Source organism: Psychrobacter sp. CAM01 (genome assembly GCF_032842965.1).
GTDB classification, from domain to species: domain Bacteria; phylum Pseudomonadota; class Gammaproteobacteria; order Pseudomonadales; family Moraxellaceae; genus Psychrobacter; species Psychrobacter celer.
On the sequence record NZ_JAWJBL010000017.1, the window covers coordinates 1 to 20,918 of the forward strand.

Here is a 20,918-nt window from a genome sequence, read left to right on the forward strand (position 1 = left end):
GGTGGCTTTATGAATGCCAGTGTAGCGTTTAAAACCAGCGTCACTTTGTTTGAGTAGCTTATCTATGTTTGGCATATCTATTAAGTAAGTAGAGTTCAATAATATACGTTGTGTCTTACAACTACTTTTGCAAGAGGTCTATTGATATTAAATCTATCATTATTATTGACAATAGTTGCTTTACAGCCCCATCCGAACCGTTATGACCCTCCAGTCACGATAATATATTCATATTTTGACAATTTAGTTGAATCTTGTAAAAGATAGAAGTAATGTAATTTTGCATGCTAAAGGGATTAGCAGCAGTCTTTGCCGACGTTATGAGGTAAAGGCACTCACCATTAATGATGACAAGGATGTTGTTATGACGCTCTCCTCGTACGTTCGTGCTGCGCTCACGCCGCGCACTTTTTTACCAATACTGGGCTCTATCAGTACTGGCGTTTTATTAATGACCATGCAAACCACTTCAGCGCAAGCGGCAGGGCAGTACTATAATTGTGCCAACGCCAATGGCTGCACGCTAGTCGATAGCAAATACTTTACCTCCAGTTATACCAAGACTCAGTATCCAGTGGTCATGGCTCATGGGCTTGGCGGTTTTACCAAGATGTTTGGGGTCTTAGATTATTTCAACGGGATTCCTAGTGAGCTGATGAAAGGTGGATCAGAGGTGTACACCACCAAAACATCAGCGGTGAATAATAGCGAAGTTCGCGGCGAGCAGCTATTACAGCAAGTCAAAACCATCACTGCCATTTCAGGCGATCCAAAAGTCAATTTGTTTGGGCACAGTCAAGGCGGTATAGACATCCGCTATGTCGCTGGCGTTGCACCAAAATACGTCGCCTCGGTCACCGCCGTATCAAGCCCAGAGCAGGGCTCAAAAACAGCCGATTTTGTCAAAAACGTCCTTGAACCAAACAATGACACAGGTGAGCCATCAAACGTCACGACACAGCTGGTATCAGGGGTGTTTAATTTGATTGGCGGCTTTATAGATGTGGGATCAGGCATCAGCTTTAAAGAGATACAAGCGCAAGATGGCTGGCAATCACTCATGGCGCTATCAACCGATGGTGCGGCCAAATTCAATGCCAAATTCCCCGCAGCAATGCCAACAAGTTACTGTGGTCAGCCAACCAGTACCTCTGCAAACGGTATCAAATATTACTCATTTAGTGGGGTAGGACAAGTCGTGAGAGCCCTTGACCCTAGTGATTATCTGCTTGCAGCAACAAGCGTACCGTTTTTATTTGATGCCAATGATGGTCTGGTTTCTGCCTGCTCAAGCCGACTTGGGTATGTGATTCGTGACAACTACCTCATGAACCATTTGGATTCAGCAGACCAAGTACTAGGTCTGACGGCATGGGGCGAGTCTAAGCCAAAATCTATCTATCGTACTCAGGTCAATCGCCTAAAAAACGCCAATCTTTAAGCTGACTTGTAAAAAGAACTCTCATCTATGTCGAATAATCGCCGTCCAGCCTATTTACCAATCGCTATCATCGCTGTGGTCATCATAGTCATCGCGGCGGCGGTGATTGTGTGGTTTAAACCAGATAATAAACCGATGGCGACTCAGCAGTCGCTATCTGCTTCACCCACTGATAAGTCTGAGAGTACGCTGTCCACGGCGCAAAGCAATACTCAAGCTGAGGCACCATTTGCTCAAAGCGATGCTTTATTTGTCACTGGGTTAGAGCGTTTGCCGCGCTCATTAAGAGGCACGCAAGTGGACGGCGAAATCATCATTGATGAAAACAAGCAATTGGTCGTCACTGAAGGTCTGCGGCGTTTATTCGATTATTTTTTATCAGCAATAGGAGAGGAGGACGAAGCGGTTATTTTTGCGCGTGTTGAGCGTTATATCCGTCACCATACCCCAGAGCCTGCGGCCAGCCAAGCGGTCGCTATCTTTGGCAACTATGTGGCATATCTCAAAGCACTGCCTGATATAGAAAAACGCTATGGCAATCTGCAATTACAAGCGAGCAAAAGCGGTGAGCTGGATTTGAATGCCATTGCTCAGCAAAGGCAAGAGGTGGCGAGTTTACGTCAGCAGTATTTTGACAAAACCACCATCGAAGCCTTCTTTGGTGCAGAAGATAACTACGATGACTATAGTATGGAAATGGTCAGAATCAATCAAAACGAGCAAATGAGTGAGGCACAAAAACAGGCTGCCAGACAAGATTATGTGAGCCGTCTACCAGATGGTGCGATCAAAACCAATATCAAGCAGCAAGCCAATCTTAATGAGCTTATGGCTCGTACTGAGCGGATGAAAGCGGCAGGTGCCAGTCCTGAAGCGCTATACAATATGCGCCGAGAGTTAGTGGGCGCACCAGCGGCCGAGAGACTGGCGCAAGTCGATCAAGAGGATGCCAATTTTGACCAGCGCTTTACTCAGTATGAAACGCAAAAGGCGCAGCTATTGAGTCAAAGTGCCAATCCAGCAGAGGCGCAAAGTCAGATCGAGCAGCTTGAGCAGCAACTGTTTGATGACGCTGAGCGCAAGCGTCTGTCTGGCTATGCTGCGCTGCAAAAAACACAGACTCAATAGATGCATTTTACTAACATTAAATAACTTACTGTAATGTAAGGGACAGGTATGCTAAAAGTGTGAACAAGCGATGTGATTGGGAAAAGTACCATCCAATGGCTGTGGCTTTAATGCAACGATAGTGATACTTTGCTACAACCAACCATTTATTAAAATTATTCTAGCCTATATAGTCAATTCAAAACAAAACTGTCATAAGTTCCAAAGCGCTACTGGGATGAATTTTTCGCAGCCTCTGTGTATACAGCACGCAAGGAAAATTTATACCAGTAGCGCTATAACATTTTTAAATTGAATCTAATATATGAAAAACTTAACCAAAGCATTGATGACAGGCATTGTCATGGTCACCGTACTGGTCAGTTGCCAGTCGATGTCAAGTATGACAGCGCCCGCTACTGAAGAGCCAAACATTACTGGTACAGATGTGATATAAAATAGTGGTACATACGCTTATTAAGACTGACGTTGTATCTACCGTTTTGATAAGTGATATCAGTCATCAGATGCGATAGTTGCACGATAAAAACACCTCACTATTTAGTGGGGTATTTTGGTTTGAGAGAAATATCACCAGCCAAAACCATCAAAAGTTATCGCGCTTTTGGTGAGTTGGTGAATTGGTGAGTTGGATGACTGGAGCTTACCCTCAATTGCCAACATTGTCGCGATTGTATCGGGCAACAAATATCTGCCAAGTAATAACTCAATTAATAATGACAGCAAGCGCTGGGTGAGACACTATATCGCGACTGCTCAAGATCATTCATAGCAATAAAAAAATTTTGATTGGGTCTTTAGCAGTTGCCCTAAGCGCAAGCTTAAGACGCGATAAACTTGTTGAATTCAATAGAAGGAATAAGTATGAAAAATATGACAAAAATGATAATGGGTGCCACCTTTGTTGCAGGTGCGCTTACTGCTGGTTGTCAAACGACGGCGACTCTCCCAGCGCCAGTCAGTCAGCCAGTGACCGAAACGGCGCTCCAAGCGCACAACTGGCAGCTGGTTGATGCCAAACGTATGAATGGTGAGCGAGTAACTGCACTATTTTTTGATCCAGCCAAGCCGCTCACTTTGAGCTTTATGAATGATAACGGTAGAAACTACGTCGCATTTATGAATACCTGCAACAACATGAGCGCAGGTTACAGTGTCGTCAATGGTGATGTGCAGATCAAAAATGGCATCAGTACAATGATGGCCTGTCCTGAACCGCAAGCCAGCTTCGATACAGCAGCAGTCGCCACGGTACAAGGCAAGTATAGCCTCAGCAAAAACGCCAAAAAAGTGCCAATCTTAACCATCAAAAATGACAATCAAGTGGCTTACTTTAAAGCTGTGTCTAAATAAGCTAACGATGTATAAGAGCAATATAAACACTTTGTTTAGATTTGATAAGGCCTCACTCATATGTGGGGCCTTTTTTTATCCGAAGTTTGTCGAATTTTGCGCTACACTAGCGTACAGCTGCTGTTATGCCTTATAGATTTCACTGGATACTACTTTATGTTTAAAACCATTATGTCGAAACCAACCACAAATAACATCATGATAAAAGGGGCGACGACGATCGCTATACTGGCAGCTCTCACTGGCTGTCAGACATTGCCTAGCACTGAAATCAAAAAGCCGAACAATATAGTAGTGGATAGTAACCCGTTAACTGCTGCTATGCCTGCCATTGATCGTCAAGGACACATTGCTTACGTAGAAGAGCAAGGGGTAGGAAGCGCCAAAGTATCGACACTCTATAGTATCCGTCCTGATGGCAGTGATCTTCAGCGCATTGATCAAATCAATGGCTATATCTATGCGCCAGCGTGGTCAGCGGATGGTCAACAGCTCGCCTATAGCAAACAAGCGCCAAACCAGCACCCAAATATCTATATCCATGACCGTAACCGCGATACGCATAACCTAGTGGTCAATGCGCAAGGGAGCATCTGTCTGCCTCGTTTTCACCAGATGGCCATCATCTGCTATATAGCTCAACGGTCGCTGGCAATGCAGATATTTATAAAAAGCGCCTCAGTGATGGCGACACCCGCCAGCTGACGACGTTGCTCAGTACCGAAGTGCAGCCAAGCTATGCGCCTGATGCTCAGAGTTTTGTCTATGTCAGTGACAAAGTACGTGCAGGCAGTCCTCGTCTTTATCGTTATTACTTTGCTACCCAGACGGCCGTGCCTATCACCACCGCTGGCTATGCTGCCAGTCCGCAGTTGAGTATGGATGGACGGCATCTGGCGTATCTCAATGGTCGCAAGGCTGCGGTGATGACGCTGGCGACTGGGCATGTGCTCAATTTGGCAGATACAGGGCTTGATGAGCCAGCGCGTCTGTCGCCTTCGGGTACGTACGCCGTTTATCCAGCGTATGCGCCAGATGTAGACGGCTCGCAGCGCAGTCATGTGGTGATTCACTCACTGTCTGGTCATCCAAGCTATACCATCAGCAGCCAAGATGGCGGGGTGATACGCTCGCCAGTTTGGGGACGTTGACGACAAAAGTTGTATATTGAACCTGATAAATAGGTATAATCGGTAATAACGAAACATAAGTCGGTTGCAACAGCCGGTTTGGTTGTAGGATAAGGAGTGTGCGTTTGATGCAGGAGTCTTTTGCGGTATTTATCACTAAGATAAGTCTTTATCCGACAGTGATCTTTACGGGTTTGGTGATGTTTGTCACCTTGTATTGGCTGGTATCGTTACTTGGCATGGCCGACATGGATACGGTCGAGCTTGGCGACGCTGGCGGTGAGGCAGATATCTCCGATCTGTCATCGACGGGCTTTTTTACCGGTCTTATGCTCAAATTTGGTCTTTATGGCGTGCCGCTTATTATTATCTTAACCCTTATTAGCCTTATCGGCTGGCTGCTTAGCTATCTGTATACCAGCTTTTTACATCAATACTTTCATTCAGGTGCGCTTTATTATGTGTTTGGTACCGGGGCGTTGGTGTTTGTCTTGGTGGTATCGATGTGGCTAACTGGTCTTATCATCTCGCCCATCCGCAAGAACATCGCCAACATTCCCAAACGCAGCGCCGCAAGCAACATCGGTAAAGTTGCCATCGTGCGGACGCTAAGCGTGACCGACAAGCATGGCGAGGCTGAGCTGGCTGATGGCGGTGCAGGACTGATTCTCAAGGTGCGCTCACAGAGCGCTGACAATCTATTGAAACAAGGCGATAAGGTCATATTGGCTGAGTATATCGCAGACGCCAATGCCTACTATGTGACGGCGGCCAAAGACGAGTAACGGCGATATATTGTATCGATGACAGGCGACAAGCACTGGGCTGTGTGTTTATTAGACTAAAAAGTGTGGCAGTGAGACCAACTGCTAACTATCCGTCAATCAATATCCACCAATAAATACCCGCCGCTGTGGCGATACCGCAGTCAAATTTTATGAAAGAGACGATATATAGCTTTACATTATATAGTTTTACACTTGCGTTTTATTAGAGGAATAAATATGGACATACTTATCATCGTCGGCGTGGTTGTGGTGCTGGCGTTTGTTTTTATTATGGCAGCTCTTTTGATGCTCAAGGCCTTTTATTTTAAGGTAGAGCAGGGCAAAGCACTGATTATCAACGGCGTGAACAAAATCGCGGTGCGTTTTGATGGTGGCTTTGTCTGGCCGATTATCAACAAAAAAGAGCTGATGCGTATCTCGCTTATCACCTTAGAGGTCGATCGCCGCGGCAAAGAAGGGCTGATCTGCGCTGATAATATGCGTGCCGACATCACGGTGGCGTTTTATTTACGAGTCAACGAAACCGAAGAAGATGTGCTCAAAGTTGCCAAATCGGTCGGGGTGGAGCGAGCCTCTGATAAAGTGGCGGTCAATGAGCTGTTTAATGCCAAATTTTCCGAAGCACTAAAGACGGTCGGCAAACAAATCGACTTTGTCAAACTCTTCGAAAACCGTAGCGAGTTTCGTGACAGCATCGTGCAAGAAATCGGTAATGATCTCAATGGTTATGTGTTAGAAGACGTGGCGATTGACTATCTGGAGCAAACGCCAAAAGTGTCGCTGGATGCCAGTAATATCTTGGACTCTGAAGGCATCAAAAAAATCACCCAGCTGACCGCGATGCAAAACGTCATCACCAATGAGCTTGAGCGTGACGAAGAGCTGGCGGTGAAGAAGAAAAACGTCGAAACCGTCGAGGCGATGCTGGAGCTGGAGCGTCAGCAAGCAGATGCCGAGGCCAAACAAAAACGCGAAATTGCGTCAGTCATCGCTCGTGAAACGGCCGAGACGCGCAAGATTGAAGAAGAAGAGCGTAAAAAATCAGAAACCGCTATCATCATCGTCGAGCAGGATCTGGCGATTCAGCGCGAAAACCAGCAGCGCGAAATCGAGGTTGCAGAGCAAAACCGTATGCGCGCCGTCATCATCGAGCAAGAAAAAGTGACGCGAGCGCAGGATCTAGAGATCGTCTCGCGTGAGCGTGAAGTTGACTTGCAGCGCATCGAAGCTGAGCGTGCCATCGAGCTTGAGAAAAAAGAAATCGCCAACGTCATCCGTGAGCGTATCGCAGTCGATAAGACCGTGGCGCAAGAAGAAGAGCGCATCAAAGAAGTCCGCGAAGTCAGTGAGGCGGAGCGTGACAAGCAAACGCGCGTCCTTGCCGCTGAGGCAGATGCAGAAGAGCTCAAAGTGCGTCAAGTCAAAAAAGCCGAAGCTGAAGAGCTGTCAGCGAAGCATAAGGCGGTGGAGATTACCACCCTTGCCAATGCCAATTTAGAGGCGTCGGCCAAAGATGCTGAGGCCAAAGTTAAGCTGGCTGAAGGAATCAAGGCCGAAGAGTCGGCGCATGGTTTTGCCGAAGCGGCCATCCAAGAAGCCAAGGCCATGTCGCTAGAAAAAGAAGGCATCGCCAAAGCCAATATCATCAAAGCAACAGGGCAGGCCGAAGCGCAATCTGAGCGCGAAAAAGGTCTGGCCGATGCCGAGGTAATCGCCGCTCGCGGTGAGTCAAACGCCAAAGCCGAGCGCGATGTCGGTATGGCCAATGCGCAAGTCGTTGCCGCTCGCGGTGAGTCGGATGCCAAGGCGGAACGCGACGTCGGTCTGGCCAAAGCCGAAGTCACGCGTGCGCACTTCCAAGCTGAGGCCGATGGTCTGGTCGAGAAGTTCAACGCCATGGGCAGCATGAGTAAAGAGGCTCGTGAGCACGAGGAGTTCCGTATGGGGCTTGAGACTGCCTTGCAAGAAGCCATGGCATCTATCGATGCTGGTAAAGAGATTGCCAAAGAAAATGCTGACGTATTGGCTGTGGCGCTACAAAAAGCCAAAATCGATATCGTCGGCGGCGAAGCCCACTTCTTTGACAACTTTGCCAAATCACTCTCTATCGGCAAAGCCATCGATGGCCTTGCTGGTAAGTCAGATACCCTAAGCGGTATCCTCAATGGTGTGCTGGCCAATCAGGCGATGAATAAAGCCAACAAGTCAGATAACGCGCCGACTCAATATAATGATTAGTATATTTGATAGTCAAAAATCTGCTGCTGTGGCGGCAGGTTTTTTGGTCAGCTCATGACAGTACCGAGCTGGCTGGTCTAAAAAAGCTTATCCACGTCTTTGTCGCTTAACGTTACTTTTCGTTTTTTTAGACCAGTCAATATTTTCTTAGATTTATCTCATCTTTTCTTATTGCCCAAAATTCTCTTATTATATAAAAACAGAAGTGGACGACTCACGATGGCGGATACGCAAAACTCACCCAATCTAGATAGCACCGACAACGACAGCCAAGCCAATCAAGCCCAGCCCAGCAGTCAAGCCGATCAGGCCGTCGCTTCAGGTAACGCCTATGAGCTTATAAAAAAACGCCTTATCGAGCAAGGTAGCCGCTTAGAGCAGCAAACCGCGACCTTGAATAATGCGCGCCTACAAGAGTTTGGCAGCACGCAGATGCAAGTGATTGCCCGCACGCGTATTCGTACCGAATATAACTGTGTGGCGCAAGATATGGTACAGGTCGGTGATTATTTGCTATTTGGTTACAACGTCTTTATGGGGCTTAAGCGCGCCAGTAGTATCAAGGATGTGCTATCGCTATATCGTCTGAGCAAGGCAACTGATGGTGGCGATACGGCTGAGGAGGACGCACAGAAAAGCCAAGCCAATCAAGAAGAGGCGTATCAGTTAGAAGAAGTCGAGTTGGCAGGGACGTTTTTAGATCAAGATGCTTTTGTGCAAGACTTCAACGAGCTATACCGCTATTACAAGCAAACGCGCCTTATGCAGCTGACGGTCAAAGACAGCAAGCTTTTGCTGGCGTTTCAGATCGGTGAGCGTATCAGCGATATTCGGGTGTTTCGATTTGCGCTTGATTTTAGCGAAGGCACACCAGAGGCTGCGCAAGTGGCTTATGTCGACAATCGCGGTGAGCGCGATATTGAGCTACCACCTGCTTATGATTTTGAGTGGATAGAGACCACGCGTGAGCAGATGATTAATGGCAAATATCCGCACATGAATATCCTAGACACCATCTTTGTGGAAACGGTCGGCGGTGACTTGACCATCAAAATCGAAAACAATACCGAGTCAGGGCAGGGCATCTATAGCGAGCCGGTCGATGACCGCACCCAGTCGCTTACCGATGCTCAGATTGATTATGCCAAGGTGGGCAGCTTGATTTTGCTTAAGATATTACCGTATCGCGAAGACAGCTATCGCTACTTTGTTTATAACACCTTGACCGAGGCTGTGCTGCGGCTGGATGCCATCGGGCAGTCGTGTGTGCAGCTGCCTGAGGATCACGGCATCATCTTCCCTGGAGGCTACTATCTGCAGACAGGCGAGTATAAACTGTTTGATGCTCATAATGGCGATGCCAACACCAGTACGGGTAGCGGCACGGGAAAAAACCTAAAGTTTAAACGTAAGATCATCTCGCCCAATGGCGAAGATGTATTGTTTTTGTTTTATGACCGAGCACTTGGCGTCACGGGGTTATTTCCTTACAACCTTATCAAAAAACAGCTGGCAAACCCCATTTATTGTAACGGCATGGCGCTGGCTGAAAACGGCCGTTTGGTGCTGTTTAGTGCGCAAAATGAGCCGTCACGCATTCATCCAATGCAGATATGGCATACGCCGTATGCGTCTCATGAGTATGTCAGCGAGTTGCCTGAAAGCACGAGCTTTTATGGCAAAATCGGTAACAAAGAGCTGGTACGCGGTATCTCAGATCTTTATAGCATCACTCGCCTCATTGACAATCAAAGCGTCTCGCAAAAGCTTTATGAAGAGCTCGCCGACAATACCAGCCGTCTCTTTGATAGCTATTATTGGTTGTCCGAGCCAGAGCTGGGCGATATTGCAAGCAGTATCAAAGACGTCACCGCCACCGCCGAGCTGGTCATTGATGAGTTTGCCAAAGTCCAAAGTATCCAAAAGCAGACCCAAACAGCACTAGCGGATGCCGACGCTCAGCAAAATGATATCCTGCAGCAAATAAAAATCACAAACTTTGAGTCAGCCAGTGACTATGTGGCGCAGCTATCGGCGCTCAGGCGGCAAAAAGGTCGGCTGGTCGGCTTAGAGGACTTGCGCTATCTAGATACCGATAAGTTACAAGCATTGCAAAAGCAATTGGAGGAAGCAGAGAGCGAGCTGGCCGAAAAAACCGTGACGTTTTTAAGCGGTGAGGAGGCATTATCCAGCTATGAGGATATCTTAGCAGATGTCAGCGAACGTCTAAACACCGCCGAAACCAATAGCGAGCTCAAACCGGTGCTTGAGCAAATCGACGATACCGCTGCAGGGCTGGACTTGTTGACCGAGCTGCTGGGCACTCTCGATGTCGCTGATGCCACCGTCCGTACGCAAATCATCGATGACATATCGTCCATTTACTCGCGCCTCAATCAAAACAAGGCCAAGCTCAATCATAAACGTAAAAGCTTAGGTTCTGACGAAGCGATTGCGCAATTTGGGGCGCAGTTTAAGCTGTTTGGTCAGTCGATTGCCAATGCCTTATCGATTGCCAATACGCCGGAGAAATCAGATGAGCAAATGGCCAAGCTACTGGTGCAGCTAGAGGAGCTTGAGAGTCAGTTTGCTGATCCTGAGACGGGGGGCGGCGATCAGTTTTTGGCAGATATCATCACCAAGCGCGAAGAGATTTTTGATACTTTTGAAAATCATAAACAGCAGCAGCTCGATGCCCGTAATCGCCGGGCGCAAAACCTAGGTGATGGCGCACTGCGGATGCTTGAGAGTATCAAAAAACGCACCCAAAGCACTGGCGTCACTGGATTTGCCGAGGAAGAAGCGCTCAATACTTACTTTGCCTCTGATGGTCTGGTACAAAAAGTGCGGAGCATCGCCAAAGACTTGCAACAGATGGGGTTTAGCGTCAAAGCAGACGATATCGACGCACGCCTCAAAGCCATTCAGGTTGAAAGCTATAAGAGCCTCAAAGACAAGTCGGATCTGTTTGAAGACGGTGGGCAGATCATCAAGCTTGGCCGTCATCGCTTTTCGGTCAACACTCAGCCGCTGGACTTAACGCTGCTTAGTCGTCAGCAGTCCGATGGTACGCGCGTGCTCAATTTGCATCTGACGGGTACCGACTATTATGAAGTGCTCGATAATGCAGAATTAAATGCGCTGCGCCCGTATTGGGACATGAGTATCGCCTCTGAGTCTGATACGGTGTACCGCGCTGAATACTTGGCCTATCGCATCATCGAGAGCGCGAAAAACAATCAAGACGGCCTGACACAGGCGCGTCTGTATCAGGCTTATGACGACACGGTCAGTATGGCCAATACGGCTCATACGATAGATAGCAGCGGCGAGATTACTGCCAGCAGTCCACTGGCCACATTGGTCAAAGCGTATGCCACGCCGCGTTATCAACTTGGGTTTGACAAAGGCATTCATGATCATGATGCCACATTGCTATTGCTCCAAATCCTGCCCACGCTACGCGATGCCGGTTTACTTATTTATACGCCGCAAGTGCGCGCGCTGGCGCAGCTGTTTTATTGGCAACTGTCCCTTGTACAAGCGCTTGGCCTAGAAGCTCTGCGACCCTTTGGCTATGACACTTGGCTAAATGAAAACGTGCTGATACAAGTCGGCAGCTGGCTCGATAGAGCAGTAACTGCCGAGCAGCTGCGGCGTAGCCTTGGCAGCGATCGGGCGCAGGCGCTATTAATTGCTGATATGACCATGCTCATGCGCGAGTTTGTTACGGCTTATGATGGCAGCCATACAGGCAGTAATAGTCATCATACTAGCAATAGCAATGACGCCACTATCTTTCAACACCAGCACGTACAGCAAGCCTGCGAATACTTGGTCAGTGTCATGGGGCAGGCTGGCACTGATGCAAGTGGGATGCTCGCCAGTGGTCTAGATAGTGATACTATCGATCACAAGCTATCATTATCATGGCAAACCAGCCAGCAAGCGCAAGCGCTGTGTGATCAGCTGCGCCAAGCATTGGATGCTAACCCAAGCGGTGGGCAAGCTACTCAAAGCATGACGCAGCTGCAGTCCTCTATTGGCAAGCTGACCTTGCAGCCCAAATCTGCCTATGAGCTACTAGCCACTTGGTTTTATGCTTTGCTAGATAGCATAGCTACAGATCAGACTACAGATGGTAGCAGTGATGATGATGGTGATGCGCCTAGCGAAGATGCGCGCACTAAGCGAGCAGAAGAGGAAGCGCGGCGTCAGCAGCAGGTGGAGATCGGTCGCCATTATGTACCTGAAGCGATTGCTATTATGCTTACCCAGTTAGATGACCCCATGCGCGCATCTTTATTGCAGCGCTTGAGTACGTCGGGCGTCAGCGTTGATGCAAGGGCGTCGGAGCAAGCCTCGGCATCGACCTTATCCTTTATAGCAGCATCCTCGTCTTTATCCAATGGCAAACACCCGCTAAATCAAGTACAAAGCTTTGCACGTAGTACAAGTAAGGTGGCGCTTGAGATACAGGTAGGCAGCTTATTGGGCGAGCATCAGCGTATTCATCAGCAGACCCTCACCTTTGCGGTCGATGATTTTTTAAGCCGTTTGCATCATCACGACAGCCAAGTCATTCCGGCCTATAGGCGCTATCTGGCGATGCGTACTGAGATATTGCATGAGGCAAAAGACGCGCTGCGGCTAAATGAGTTTATGCCGCGTCCGCTATCATCCTTTGTGCGTAACCGCCTGATTAATGAGAGCTATCTGCCATTGATTGGTGACAATCTTGCCAAGCAAATGGGTACCGTCGGTGAGGACAAGCGTACCGATCTGATGGGTATCCTTATGATGATATCACCGCCAGGGTACGGCAAAACCACCTTGATGGAATATGTGGCGAGCCGCTTAGGGCTTATTTTTATGAAGATAAACTGTCCCTCGCTCGGTCATGATGTCACCTCCCTCGACCCCGAAAAAGCGCCCAATGCCACCGCACGCGAGGAGCTAAACAAGATTAACCTTGCCTTTGAGATGGGCAGCAACGTCATGCTCTATCTGGATGACATCCAGCATACGCATGCCGAGTTTTTACAAAAATTCATCTCACTGGGCGATGGCACGCGGCGCATCGATGGCGTTTGGCAAGGCAAGACCAAAACCTATGACATGCGCGGCAAAAAGTTCTGTGTGGTCATGGCGGGTAACCCCTATACCGAAAGCGGCGAAGCCTTTAAAGTGCCTGATATGCTCGCCAACCGCGCCGATATCTATAATCTTGGCGATATCATGAGCGGTATGGAGGAGGTGTTTGCGCTCAGTTATATCGAAAACGCCTTGACCTCAAACAAGGTACTCGCGCCCCTTGCCAATCGTGATTTAAGCGATGTGCATCGACTGGTCAAAATGGCAAAGGCCGACAATGCAAACCTCGCGCAAGCCCAAGCTAGCGAGCTGAGCTATCCGTATAGCACCTCAGAAGTTAATGAAATTGTTGCTGTCTTGCGTCATATGTTTGCCGTGCAAGCAGTCATCCTTGATGTCAATCAGGCCTACATCGCCTCGGCCTCGCAAGATGATAAATACCGCACCGAGCCGATATTTAAGCTGCAAGGCAGTTACCGCAACATGAATAAGATGACCGAGAAACTATCGGCCGTCATGAATCAAGCAGAGCTGGATCAGCTAATCGATGATCACTATTTGGGCGAGTCGCAGCTACTCACCCAAGGCGCAGAGAGCAATCTACTGAAGCTTGGTGAGATGCGCGGCGTGCTGACAGAGGATGAAAAGGCACGCTGGGCGCAAATCAAAGCCGACTTTTTGCGTAACAAAGCCATGGGCGGCGAGGATGGCGATATCGGCGCACGTATCGTCGCGCAGCTTGTCGACTTGGCGAGCGGCTTTCATGCCATTAGCAGTCAGTTTGAGAGCTATGTAACAAAAAATGATCCTGAGCAGCTGGCGCGTTTAAACGAGTCAGCTGAGCAAATTAAACGAGACGCCCAGCTTGAGTCACAAAAAATCCTTGCCGATAGCTTTATTAACAATGCTAAAGTCGTCAGCGATAGTATCGATAATGGCTTTGAGAAAAGTATGAACCAGCTAACACAGCTCTACAAGCACGACCATAAAGCCGAAGGCGAGTACCTCAAGCAAAACCAAGAGATGCAAAAACAGCTGATGGTACAACTAGTGGGCGCGCTCGAGCAATTGGCACAGCAGATGGCTCAGAGTCTATCGAGCCGTACTGACGATCAAGCATCGACCACCGATGTCACAGAGCAGGCTGCGCTGATAGCACACGCTCTCAAAGATGCGCTTGCACCGCTAACGATGCGTATGGATGAGAAGCTGGCGATTGACAGCAGCACCGATCAATCTGGTAAGCTGATCGTCAATAGCCTAAATAGGCTGAATAAAATATTTGATGATTATGAGTAATCGGTAAGGGTCATCATGGCACATAAAAAGGTAAATCTACCTGAGAAAATATGCCCCGTCTGCCAGCGTCTTTTTACATGGCGCAAGAAAAGGGAGAAGGATTGGGACAATGTGGTGTATTGTTCGGAGCGCTGTCGGCGGAGTAAGACAAAAAGCGAGTAGTCCAAATAAAAACTCAGCCTATGAATCGATAAGCTGAGTTTGATTCTGATAAGTTCATTTTTTATTATTAATTATTGACGTTCAAAATCTAGTGATTCATTGCTGTCTATCACACCGTTACTATTGTCATCGAACTCAAGAGTAAGTACATCTCCAGATACCCGTGCATATCGAGTCAGAGGGTCTGAGAGTCCAGTACTACCATTATTGTCGAATAGTTGATTGACGGTTAAAGCTCCTGTCGTCGTATTTAAAGTGTAATTTCCCCATTCCATACCAGAGGGTTCATTTACGGTATTGTCATAAGGAGCTTCTTCATCGACTTCTAGATGAACATAGGTGCCATCGTCAAAGAAAGCAAGCGCTAATAGCTCATTTCCAGTAATGTCATTTTTCCACAGACCTAAAATGTTTTCAGATTTAGCTTTTGAGAACGTAAACGACTCATTGCTTTCTATAATACCGTTTTTATTTTCATCCACTGATAACGTGAGGGTATTACCAGAAACACTTACATAACGATCAAGAGGGTCTGAGAGTCCAGTGTCACCGTTATTGTCAAACCTCTGATTAACGGTTAGTGCTCCCGTTCTATTATTTAATGTGTAATTACCCCATTCCATACCTGATATCTCATTATTTGGAGTATCAAACGGTATATCTTCATCGACTTCTAGATGAATATAGCTACCATCCTCCAAAAATGCCAAAGTTAACAGTTCATTATCGGTATTTTTATTTTCCCAAAGTCCTATTAGCTCCTTTGTGTCTATTTGGTCTAAGGGGATATTGTCAGCGGTACGCTTTGAAAACCCAAACCTCTCATTATCGTCTATAACTCCATTTTTGTTATTATCGACTTCAATGACCAAACTGCTATTAACTAATCGAACATATCGATCGAGAGAGTCCGATAACCCTGAGCTGCCATTATTATCAAATCGCTGAGTGGTAGTCAGTAATCCGGTTTCATCGATAATATAGGTACCCCATTCCATACCGTTTTGAGGATTGTTAGTTGACTCGTCTTCATCGACTCGTATATGAACATAAGTACCGTCTTCAAAAAAAGCCAAACCTAACAGGCCGTCATCAATATCATCACTACCCCAAGCGCCTAAGAGACCTTCAGACTTAGTTTCTGAGTAATCAAAAGTTTCATTTTCATCTATAGTACCGTCATTGTTTTCATCCACTTCAAGTATGAGATTACCATCTGACACTCGAGCATAACGAGTGACAGCATCTGATAGCCCAGCATTGCCATTATTATCGAAAATAGGTGTTGTGGTTAGTTCTCCAGTGACCTCGTCAATAGTGTATTCACCCCATTCCATACCACCCTCTGGGTTAACTACAGCTTGTTTTAGAGATTGTACGCTTGCTAGTCGCGGTGTATTGGGTGTGTTGTTTGCTTCTAAATGAATATAGGTGCCATCATCTAAGAAGGCGAGTGTCAGAAGCTCATCGTCGCTATCACTACCATTCCAAATCCCAAGTATTTCAGTCGTAATATCTGGTGGATCAGAGGGCATAGCAGACGTATCATTATCATCACCACATCCTTGTAAAAACAGCGCGGTAGTAATGGCCAGTAGTGTCAATTTAAAGGGTTTCATTTTTATCTCTCCTTGAATAAAAAAATGTAAAATCGAGCTAAGCTCACACGAACGTCCTTGTTCTTCCTTTTATTAAAAAAAGCCTTGAAGATAACGGCATGGTAAATAGTTTAAAAACACGATTTATATCTGCAGTTATAAATATATCAAAGAAATCCGGATATGCGAATAAAAATATGAAAAATTTCAAATATTAGGAATATGGTGTAAATGACTGAAGTGAAAAATATACAAACGTTGTTTTATACCAAAAGAGAGCCTTTTGGATGATGCCTAGAAAACAAAAAGTGACAGTGCTATTGTTAGATAGTGTTAAATGAGATACGGCGAGAATTATGACAATAAAAATAGTAATGAAAAAACGGCGTACTAACTCTTGGTTAGTACGCCGTTGGCTAAAAACATCTCGCTAAATATCAATAACCTACAAATTCGGATTTAACCACTTCTCCGCAGTATTTATATCCCACTCTTTACGGGTGGCATAATCCTCTAACTGATCACGGTCTATTTTACCGACGTTAAAGTAGTTGCTATCAGGATGCGAGTAATAAAAGCCGCTGACCGAAGATGCCGGCCACATGGCAAAGCTTTCAGTTAGTGTTGTGCCGATAGCGTCCACTGTACCCAGCCAATCAAATAGTTTGCCTTTTTCCGTATGCTCAGGGCAGGCAGGGTAGCCAGGCGCGGGGCGGATGCCGACGTACTTTTCTTTGATCAGCTCATCGTTGGTAAGCTCTTCATCAGCCTGATAGCCCCAATAGTCTTTACGGATGCGCTCATGCAAATGCTCGGCAAAGGCTTCGGCTAGACGATCAGACAGTGCTTGTACCATGATGGCATTATAATCATCACCTGCCGCTTTATACTTCTCAGCGAGATCTTCAGTACCGACGATGGAGACGGTAAAGCCGCCTAGATAGTCAGTGTGCTGCTCTGATGGTGAGATAAAGTCGGCCAAGCTAAAGTTTGGCTTGCCGCTGGCTTTGTCGCTTTGTTGGCGCAGATGCTCAAAGGTATGGGTTGGCTGCCCGCCATTGGTAGGCGCTTTATCATAAACGGTGAGGGTATCGTTACCTGTGCGCCGCGCGGGCATGATTTTAAATACCCCTTTAGCGACGACTAACTTTTCATCGATCATTTTTTGTAGCAGATTTTGCGCATTATTAAACAAGTCACGCGCGGCTTCTCCAACGACCTCATCCTGCAAGATTTTTGGATACTTACCCGTCAATCCCCACGAGATAAAGAATGGCGTCCAGTCGACATAAGGCAGCAGGGTTGGGATCGGATAGTCGTCAAGTATCACTTGGCCAAGTTTATTAGACTTAGGTGGCACATAGTTATCCCAGTCATAGTCAAAACCACGCTTGATGGCGTCAGCGTATGATATCTTGGCCGCTTTAGGCTGGCGCTTGGCCAGACGCTCGCGCACCTTGATATATTCTTCGCGGGTTTCATCGATGAGGCCTTGACGGTGCTCTTTCGACAGCAGCTTGGTCACCACGCCGACCGAGCGTGAGGCGTCCGAGACGTAGATGACCGCATCGTTTTGGTATTGCGGTTCGACTTTTACCGCGGTGTGCGCCTTGGAGGTCGTTGCACCGCCGATCATCAGTGGCAGAGTCATGCCGCGCTCTTGCATTTGCTTGGCGACATAGACCATCTCATCGAGGCTCGGGGTAATGAGTCCTGATAGGCCGATGATATCGACTTTTTCTTTGATGGCGGTATCGAGAATGGTCTCGCACGGCACCATCACGCCCAGATCGACGATATCATAGCCGTTACAGCCGAGCACCACACCGACGATGTTTTTGCCGATGTCATGGACGTCACCCTTGACCGTTGCCATCAAGATCTTACCTTTGACTTCGCCCTCGACTTTTTCTGCTTCGATATAAGGGTTGAGCCAAGCGACCGATTGTTTCATGACGCGCGCCGACTTGACCACTTGCGGCAAAAACATTTTACCCGAGCCAAATAAGTCACCGACGATGTTCATGCCATCCATCAAAGGCCCTTCGATGACGTCGAGTGGTTTGGGGTATTTCTCCCATGCTTCTTTAGTATCGGCTTCGATAAAGGTGGTGATGCCTTTGACCAGTGCATGGGCAATGCGCTCTTCTACCGTACCTTCACGCCAGCTCATATCGATGGTACTGTCCTTTTTCTTACCGCCATCTTGATAGCTCTCAGCGATGGTCATCAGACGTTCGGTGGCATCTTGTCCACTCTCGCCTTGATTGCGATTGAGCATCACATCCTCAATCGCCTCGCGCGCCTCGACAGGAATATCGTCATAAACCTCAAGCATTGATGGGTTGACGATACCCATGGTCAGACCATTTTTGATCGCATGATAGAGAAATACCGAGTTAATCGCTTCACGAATCGGGTTACCACGGAAGCTAAACGAAACGTTGGACACGCCGCCTGAGACCATGGCATTGGGTAGATTTTCAGTGATCCATTTAGTGGCGTTAATAAAGTCAGCGCCGTAATTGTTGTGCTCGGTGATACCAGTGGCGACCGCAAAGATATTGGGGTCAAAGATGATGTCTTCAGATGGGAAGCCAACTTCATTGACCAACACGTCATAGCTGCGCTGGCAGATCTCGATTTTGCGCTCATAAGTATCCGCTTGCCCATCTTCATCGAAAGCCATGACGATGACCGCAGCCCCGTAGCGCATACAGAGCTTGGCATGCTTGACAAACTCATCGTAGCCTTCTTTTAACGAGATGGAGTTGACGACAGACTTACCTTGAATACGTTTAAGCCCTTCTTCGATGATCTCCCACTTAGAGGAATCCATCATCAGCGGTACACGGCTGATATCTGGCTCGCCTGAGACCAAATTGACAAAATGAATCATCGCTTGTTTGGAGTCGAGCATGCCCTCGTCCATGTTGATATCGACGATTTGCGCGCCGCCTTCGACCTGATCGCGCGCCACATCTAACGCTTCGGTATAGGCTTCGGTTTTGATTAGTCGCAAAAACTTCTTCGAGCCTGTGACATTGGTACGCTCACCGACGTTGACAAACAGACTATCGGCGGTGATGTTAAATGGCTCAAGCCCAGACAGACGGCAGGCAGGGGCAATCTCTGGTATCACGCGCGGCGGATAGTTTGCCACCATATCCGCAATATGGCGGATATGCTCAGGAGTAGTACCACAGCAGCCACCGACGATGTTTAGGATGCCCGCTTTGGCAAAGCCTTCAAGCAGGGCAGCCGTTTGCTCGGCGGTCTCATCATACTCACCAAACTCATTGGGCAAGCCAGCATTAGGGTGGGCTGAGACATAAGTGTCAGCGATGTTTGAGAGCGTCTGAATATGCGGGCGCAGCGCATCAGCACCGAGCGCACAGTTAAAGCCAACTGACAACGGCTTGGCGTGACGGATTGAGTTATAAAACGCTTCCGCCGTCTGACCAGATAGGGTACGGCCTGAGGCATCGGTGATGGTACCTGATATCATAATCGGCAGCTCAAAACCAATATCATCAAATACGCCGGTGATGGCAAATATCGCCGCTTTAGCGTTTAGAGTATCAAAGATGGTCTCAATCAACAGGATATCGACGCCGCCTTCGATCAGCGCCAGTGTCGCCTCGCGGTAATTGAGCACTAACTCATCAAAGGTGATATTGCGAAAGGCAGGGTCGTTGACATCGGGAGAGATCGAACAGGTGCGTGAGGTGGGGCCAATGACCCCAGCGACAAAGCGCGGCTTCTCAGGGGTTTTTGTGGTAAATTCGTCAGCTGCCTTACGTGCTATCTGCGCTGCGGTCTTGTTCAGCTCTGGCACCAGATATTCCATATCGTAGTCAGACATCGATAGCCGCGTACCATTAAAACTATTGGTCTCGATGATATCAGCGCCTGCTGCGAGATGATCGTGATGAATGTCGCGTATCATCTGCGGCTGTGTGAGCACCAGCAGATCATTATTGCCGCGCACGTCTTGCTCGATATCAGCGAAGCGCTCACCGCGATAGTCGGCTTCCTCGAGCTTATATGTCTGAATCTGTGTTCCCATCGCCCCATCAAGCACTAAGATACGTGACTTCATTTGCTCAGTGATACGCACGCGAGCGCTGAGCTGCTGCTTTTTATAAGGAAAGACGGCAGGTGGTGTTAGTACAAAGCCGTCCGCTGACGGTACTGATTGATCGGTTTGCGAAGAAGCCTGAGAGGTTGGCTGTTGAATCGTCGGCTGTTGAGTCATAGGAGCGCTGCTTATTTCGTCAATATTTCAAGAAAGGGGAGGGCAAAAAGGTGTCAGTACATAACGCGTATATAAATACCGGTTATTACCACAAAATAGAATAGGCAAATACGCATTATTTTAGCATGAAAAATCTATCACACACGGGCAAGCCGATATTCCTTTGTGTCATATGATAATGAAGCGTTCTTGCATGGGTTATCACGCGTGGCACAAAAATCATGCTTTTATAAAAGCTTGTCAGCTGAGCTGTGGTTTTTTAGCTGATAGCAGTTTAGACCATTTGATAAACGGGTACAAATGAATATCATTTCGCCTAAAGATTACATAAAGCTTTGACTTTACTAACATATATAAAGGGCAGCTGGTGGATAAAATGCGTCGTACCACCAACATCACTAAAACTAAAGATGCGGCGAGCAAGGGGAT

General features: G+C 47.5%; 12 protein-coding genes. 10 read left to right on the forward strand and 2 right to left on the reverse strand.

The genetic code is table 11. From position 1 onward, the window contains the following. Positions 1-364: 364 nt before the first annotated feature. The 10 genes from R0I52_RS08415 to R0I52_RS08460 all read left to right on the forward strand — a co-directional run bounded on the left by R0I52_RS08415 (position 365) and on the right by R0I52_RS08460 (position 14,633). Positions 365-1,441 (forward strand): triacylglycerol lipase, encoded by a 1,077-nt coding sequence (locus R0I52_RS08415; RefSeq protein ID WP_317053965.1) that lies wholly within the window; start codon positions 365-367, stop codon positions 1,439-1,441. Between the two features lie 27 nt (positions 1,442-1,468). Next, positions 1,469-2,569, forward strand: coding sequence for a lipase secretion chaperone (locus R0I52_RS08420; RefSeq protein ID WP_317053966.1), 1,101 nt, complete (start codon positions 1,469-1,471; stop codon positions 2,567-2,569). Positions 2,570-2,873: 304 nt separating this feature from the next. After that, positions 2,874-3,005 carry a hypothetical protein gene (locus tag R0I52_RS08425; protein WP_317053967.1) on the forward strand — a complete coding sequence of 44 codons (132 nt, stop codon included), beginning with the start codon at positions 2,874-2,876 and terminating at the stop codon, positions 3,003-3,005. Between the two features lie 428 nt (positions 3,006-3,433). Beyond that, a complete protein-coding gene (locus R0I52_RS08430) occupies positions 3,434-3,922 on the forward strand; it encodes an META domain-containing protein (protein WP_105244875.1) in 489 nt (162 codons plus the stop codon). A gap of 171 nt (positions 3,923-4,093) precedes the next feature. Then, positions 4,094-4,627: a hypothetical protein gene (locus R0I52_RS08435; protein ID WP_317053968.1), complete on the forward strand. Its 534-nt coding sequence runs from the start codon at positions 4,094-4,096 to the stop codon at positions 4,625-4,627. Positions 4,628-4,632: 5 nt separating this feature from the next. Next, positions 4,633-5,073: a hypothetical protein gene (locus R0I52_RS08440; RefSeq protein WP_317053969.1), complete on the forward strand. Its 441-nt coding sequence runs from the start codon at positions 4,633-4,635 to the stop codon at positions 5,071-5,073. Between the two features lie 107 nt (positions 5,074-5,180). Then, entirely contained in the window at positions 5,181-5,837 is a 657-nt protein-coding gene (locus R0I52_RS08445) for a hypothetical protein (RefSeq protein ID WP_317053970.1), read from the forward strand. Between the two features lie 219 nt (positions 5,838-6,056). After that, positions 6,057-8,078, forward strand: a complete 2,022-nt coding sequence (locus R0I52_RS08450) for a hypothetical protein (protein WP_317053971.1) — start codon at positions 6,057-6,059, stop codon at positions 8,076-8,078. A 219-nt stretch (positions 8,079-8,297) separates the two neighbouring features. Beyond that, positions 8,298-14,471 carry a DNA repair ATPase gene (locus tag R0I52_RS08455; protein WP_317053972.1) on the forward strand — a complete coding sequence of 2,058 codons (6,174 nt, stop codon included), beginning with the start codon at positions 8,298-8,300 and terminating at the stop codon, positions 14,469-14,471. A gap of 15 nt (positions 14,472-14,486) precedes the next feature. After that, on the forward strand, positions 14,487-14,633 hold the full coding sequence (locus tag R0I52_RS08460) for a DUF2256 domain-containing protein (RefSeq protein WP_207969334.1): 147 nt from the start codon (positions 14,487-14,489) through the stop codon (positions 14,631-14,633). A gap of 71 nt (positions 14,634-14,704) precedes the next feature. On the opposite strand, the gene R0I52_RS08465 is transcribed toward R0I52_RS08460, so the two are convergent. Then, positions 14,705-16,252 carry a hypothetical protein gene (locus R0I52_RS08465; protein ID WP_317053973.1) on the reverse strand — a complete coding sequence of 516 codons (1,548 nt, stop codon included), beginning with the start codon at positions 16,250-16,252 and terminating at the stop codon, positions 14,705-14,707. 424 nt (positions 16,253-16,676) lie between these two features. Continuing rightward, positions 16,677-20,489, reverse strand: coding sequence for a methionine synthase (gene metH / locus R0I52_RS08470; RefSeq protein ID WP_317053974.1), 3,813 nt, complete (start codon positions 20,487-20,489; stop codon positions 16,677-16,679). Positions 20,490-20,918 lie beyond the last annotated feature (429 nt).

What these genes read in the sequence shown, in the direction of transcription:
- R0I52_RS08455 (WP_317053972.1), top strand. Translation starts at nt 8,298, where the DNA reads ATGGCGGATACGCAAAACTCACCCAATCTAGATAGCACCGACAACGAC.
- R0I52_RS08435 (WP_317053968.1), top strand. Translation starts at nt 4,094, where the DNA reads ATGTCGAAACCAACCACAAATAACATCATGATAAAAGGGGCGACGACG.
- R0I52_RS08415 (WP_317053965.1), top strand. Translation starts at nt 365, where the DNA reads ATGACGCTCTCCTCGTACGTTCGTGCTGCGCTCACGCCGCGCACTTTT.
- R0I52_RS08420 (WP_317053966.1), top strand. Translation starts at nt 1,469, where the DNA reads ATGTCGAATAATCGCCGTCCAGCCTATTTACCAATCGCTATCATCGCT.
- R0I52_RS08430 (WP_105244875.1), top strand. Translation starts at nt 3,434, where the DNA reads ATGAAAAATATGACAAAAATGATAATGGGTGCCACCTTTGTTGCAGGT.
- R0I52_RS08460 (WP_207969334.1), top strand. Translation starts at nt 14,487, where the DNA reads ATGGCACATAAAAAGGTAAATCTACCTGAGAAAATATGCCCCGTCTGC.
- metH (WP_317053974.1), bottom strand. Translation starts at nt 20,489, where the DNA reads ATGACTCAACAGCCGACGATTCAACAGCCAACCTCTCAGGCTTCTTCG.
- R0I52_RS08445 (WP_317053970.1), top strand. Translation starts at nt 5,181, where the DNA reads ATGCAGGAGTCTTTTGCGGTATTTATCACTAAGATAAGTCTTTATCCG.
- R0I52_RS08465 (WP_317053973.1), bottom strand. Translation starts at nt 16,252, where the DNA reads ATGAAACCCTTTAAATTGACACTACTGGCCATTACTACCGCGCTGTTT.
- R0I52_RS08450 (WP_317053971.1), top strand. Translation starts at nt 6,057, where the DNA reads ATGGACATACTTATCATCGTCGGCGTGGTTGTGGTGCTGGCGTTTGTT.
- R0I52_RS08425 (WP_317053967.1), top strand. Translation starts at nt 2,874, where the DNA reads ATGAAAAACTTAACCAAAGCATTGATGACAGGCATTGTCATGGTCACC.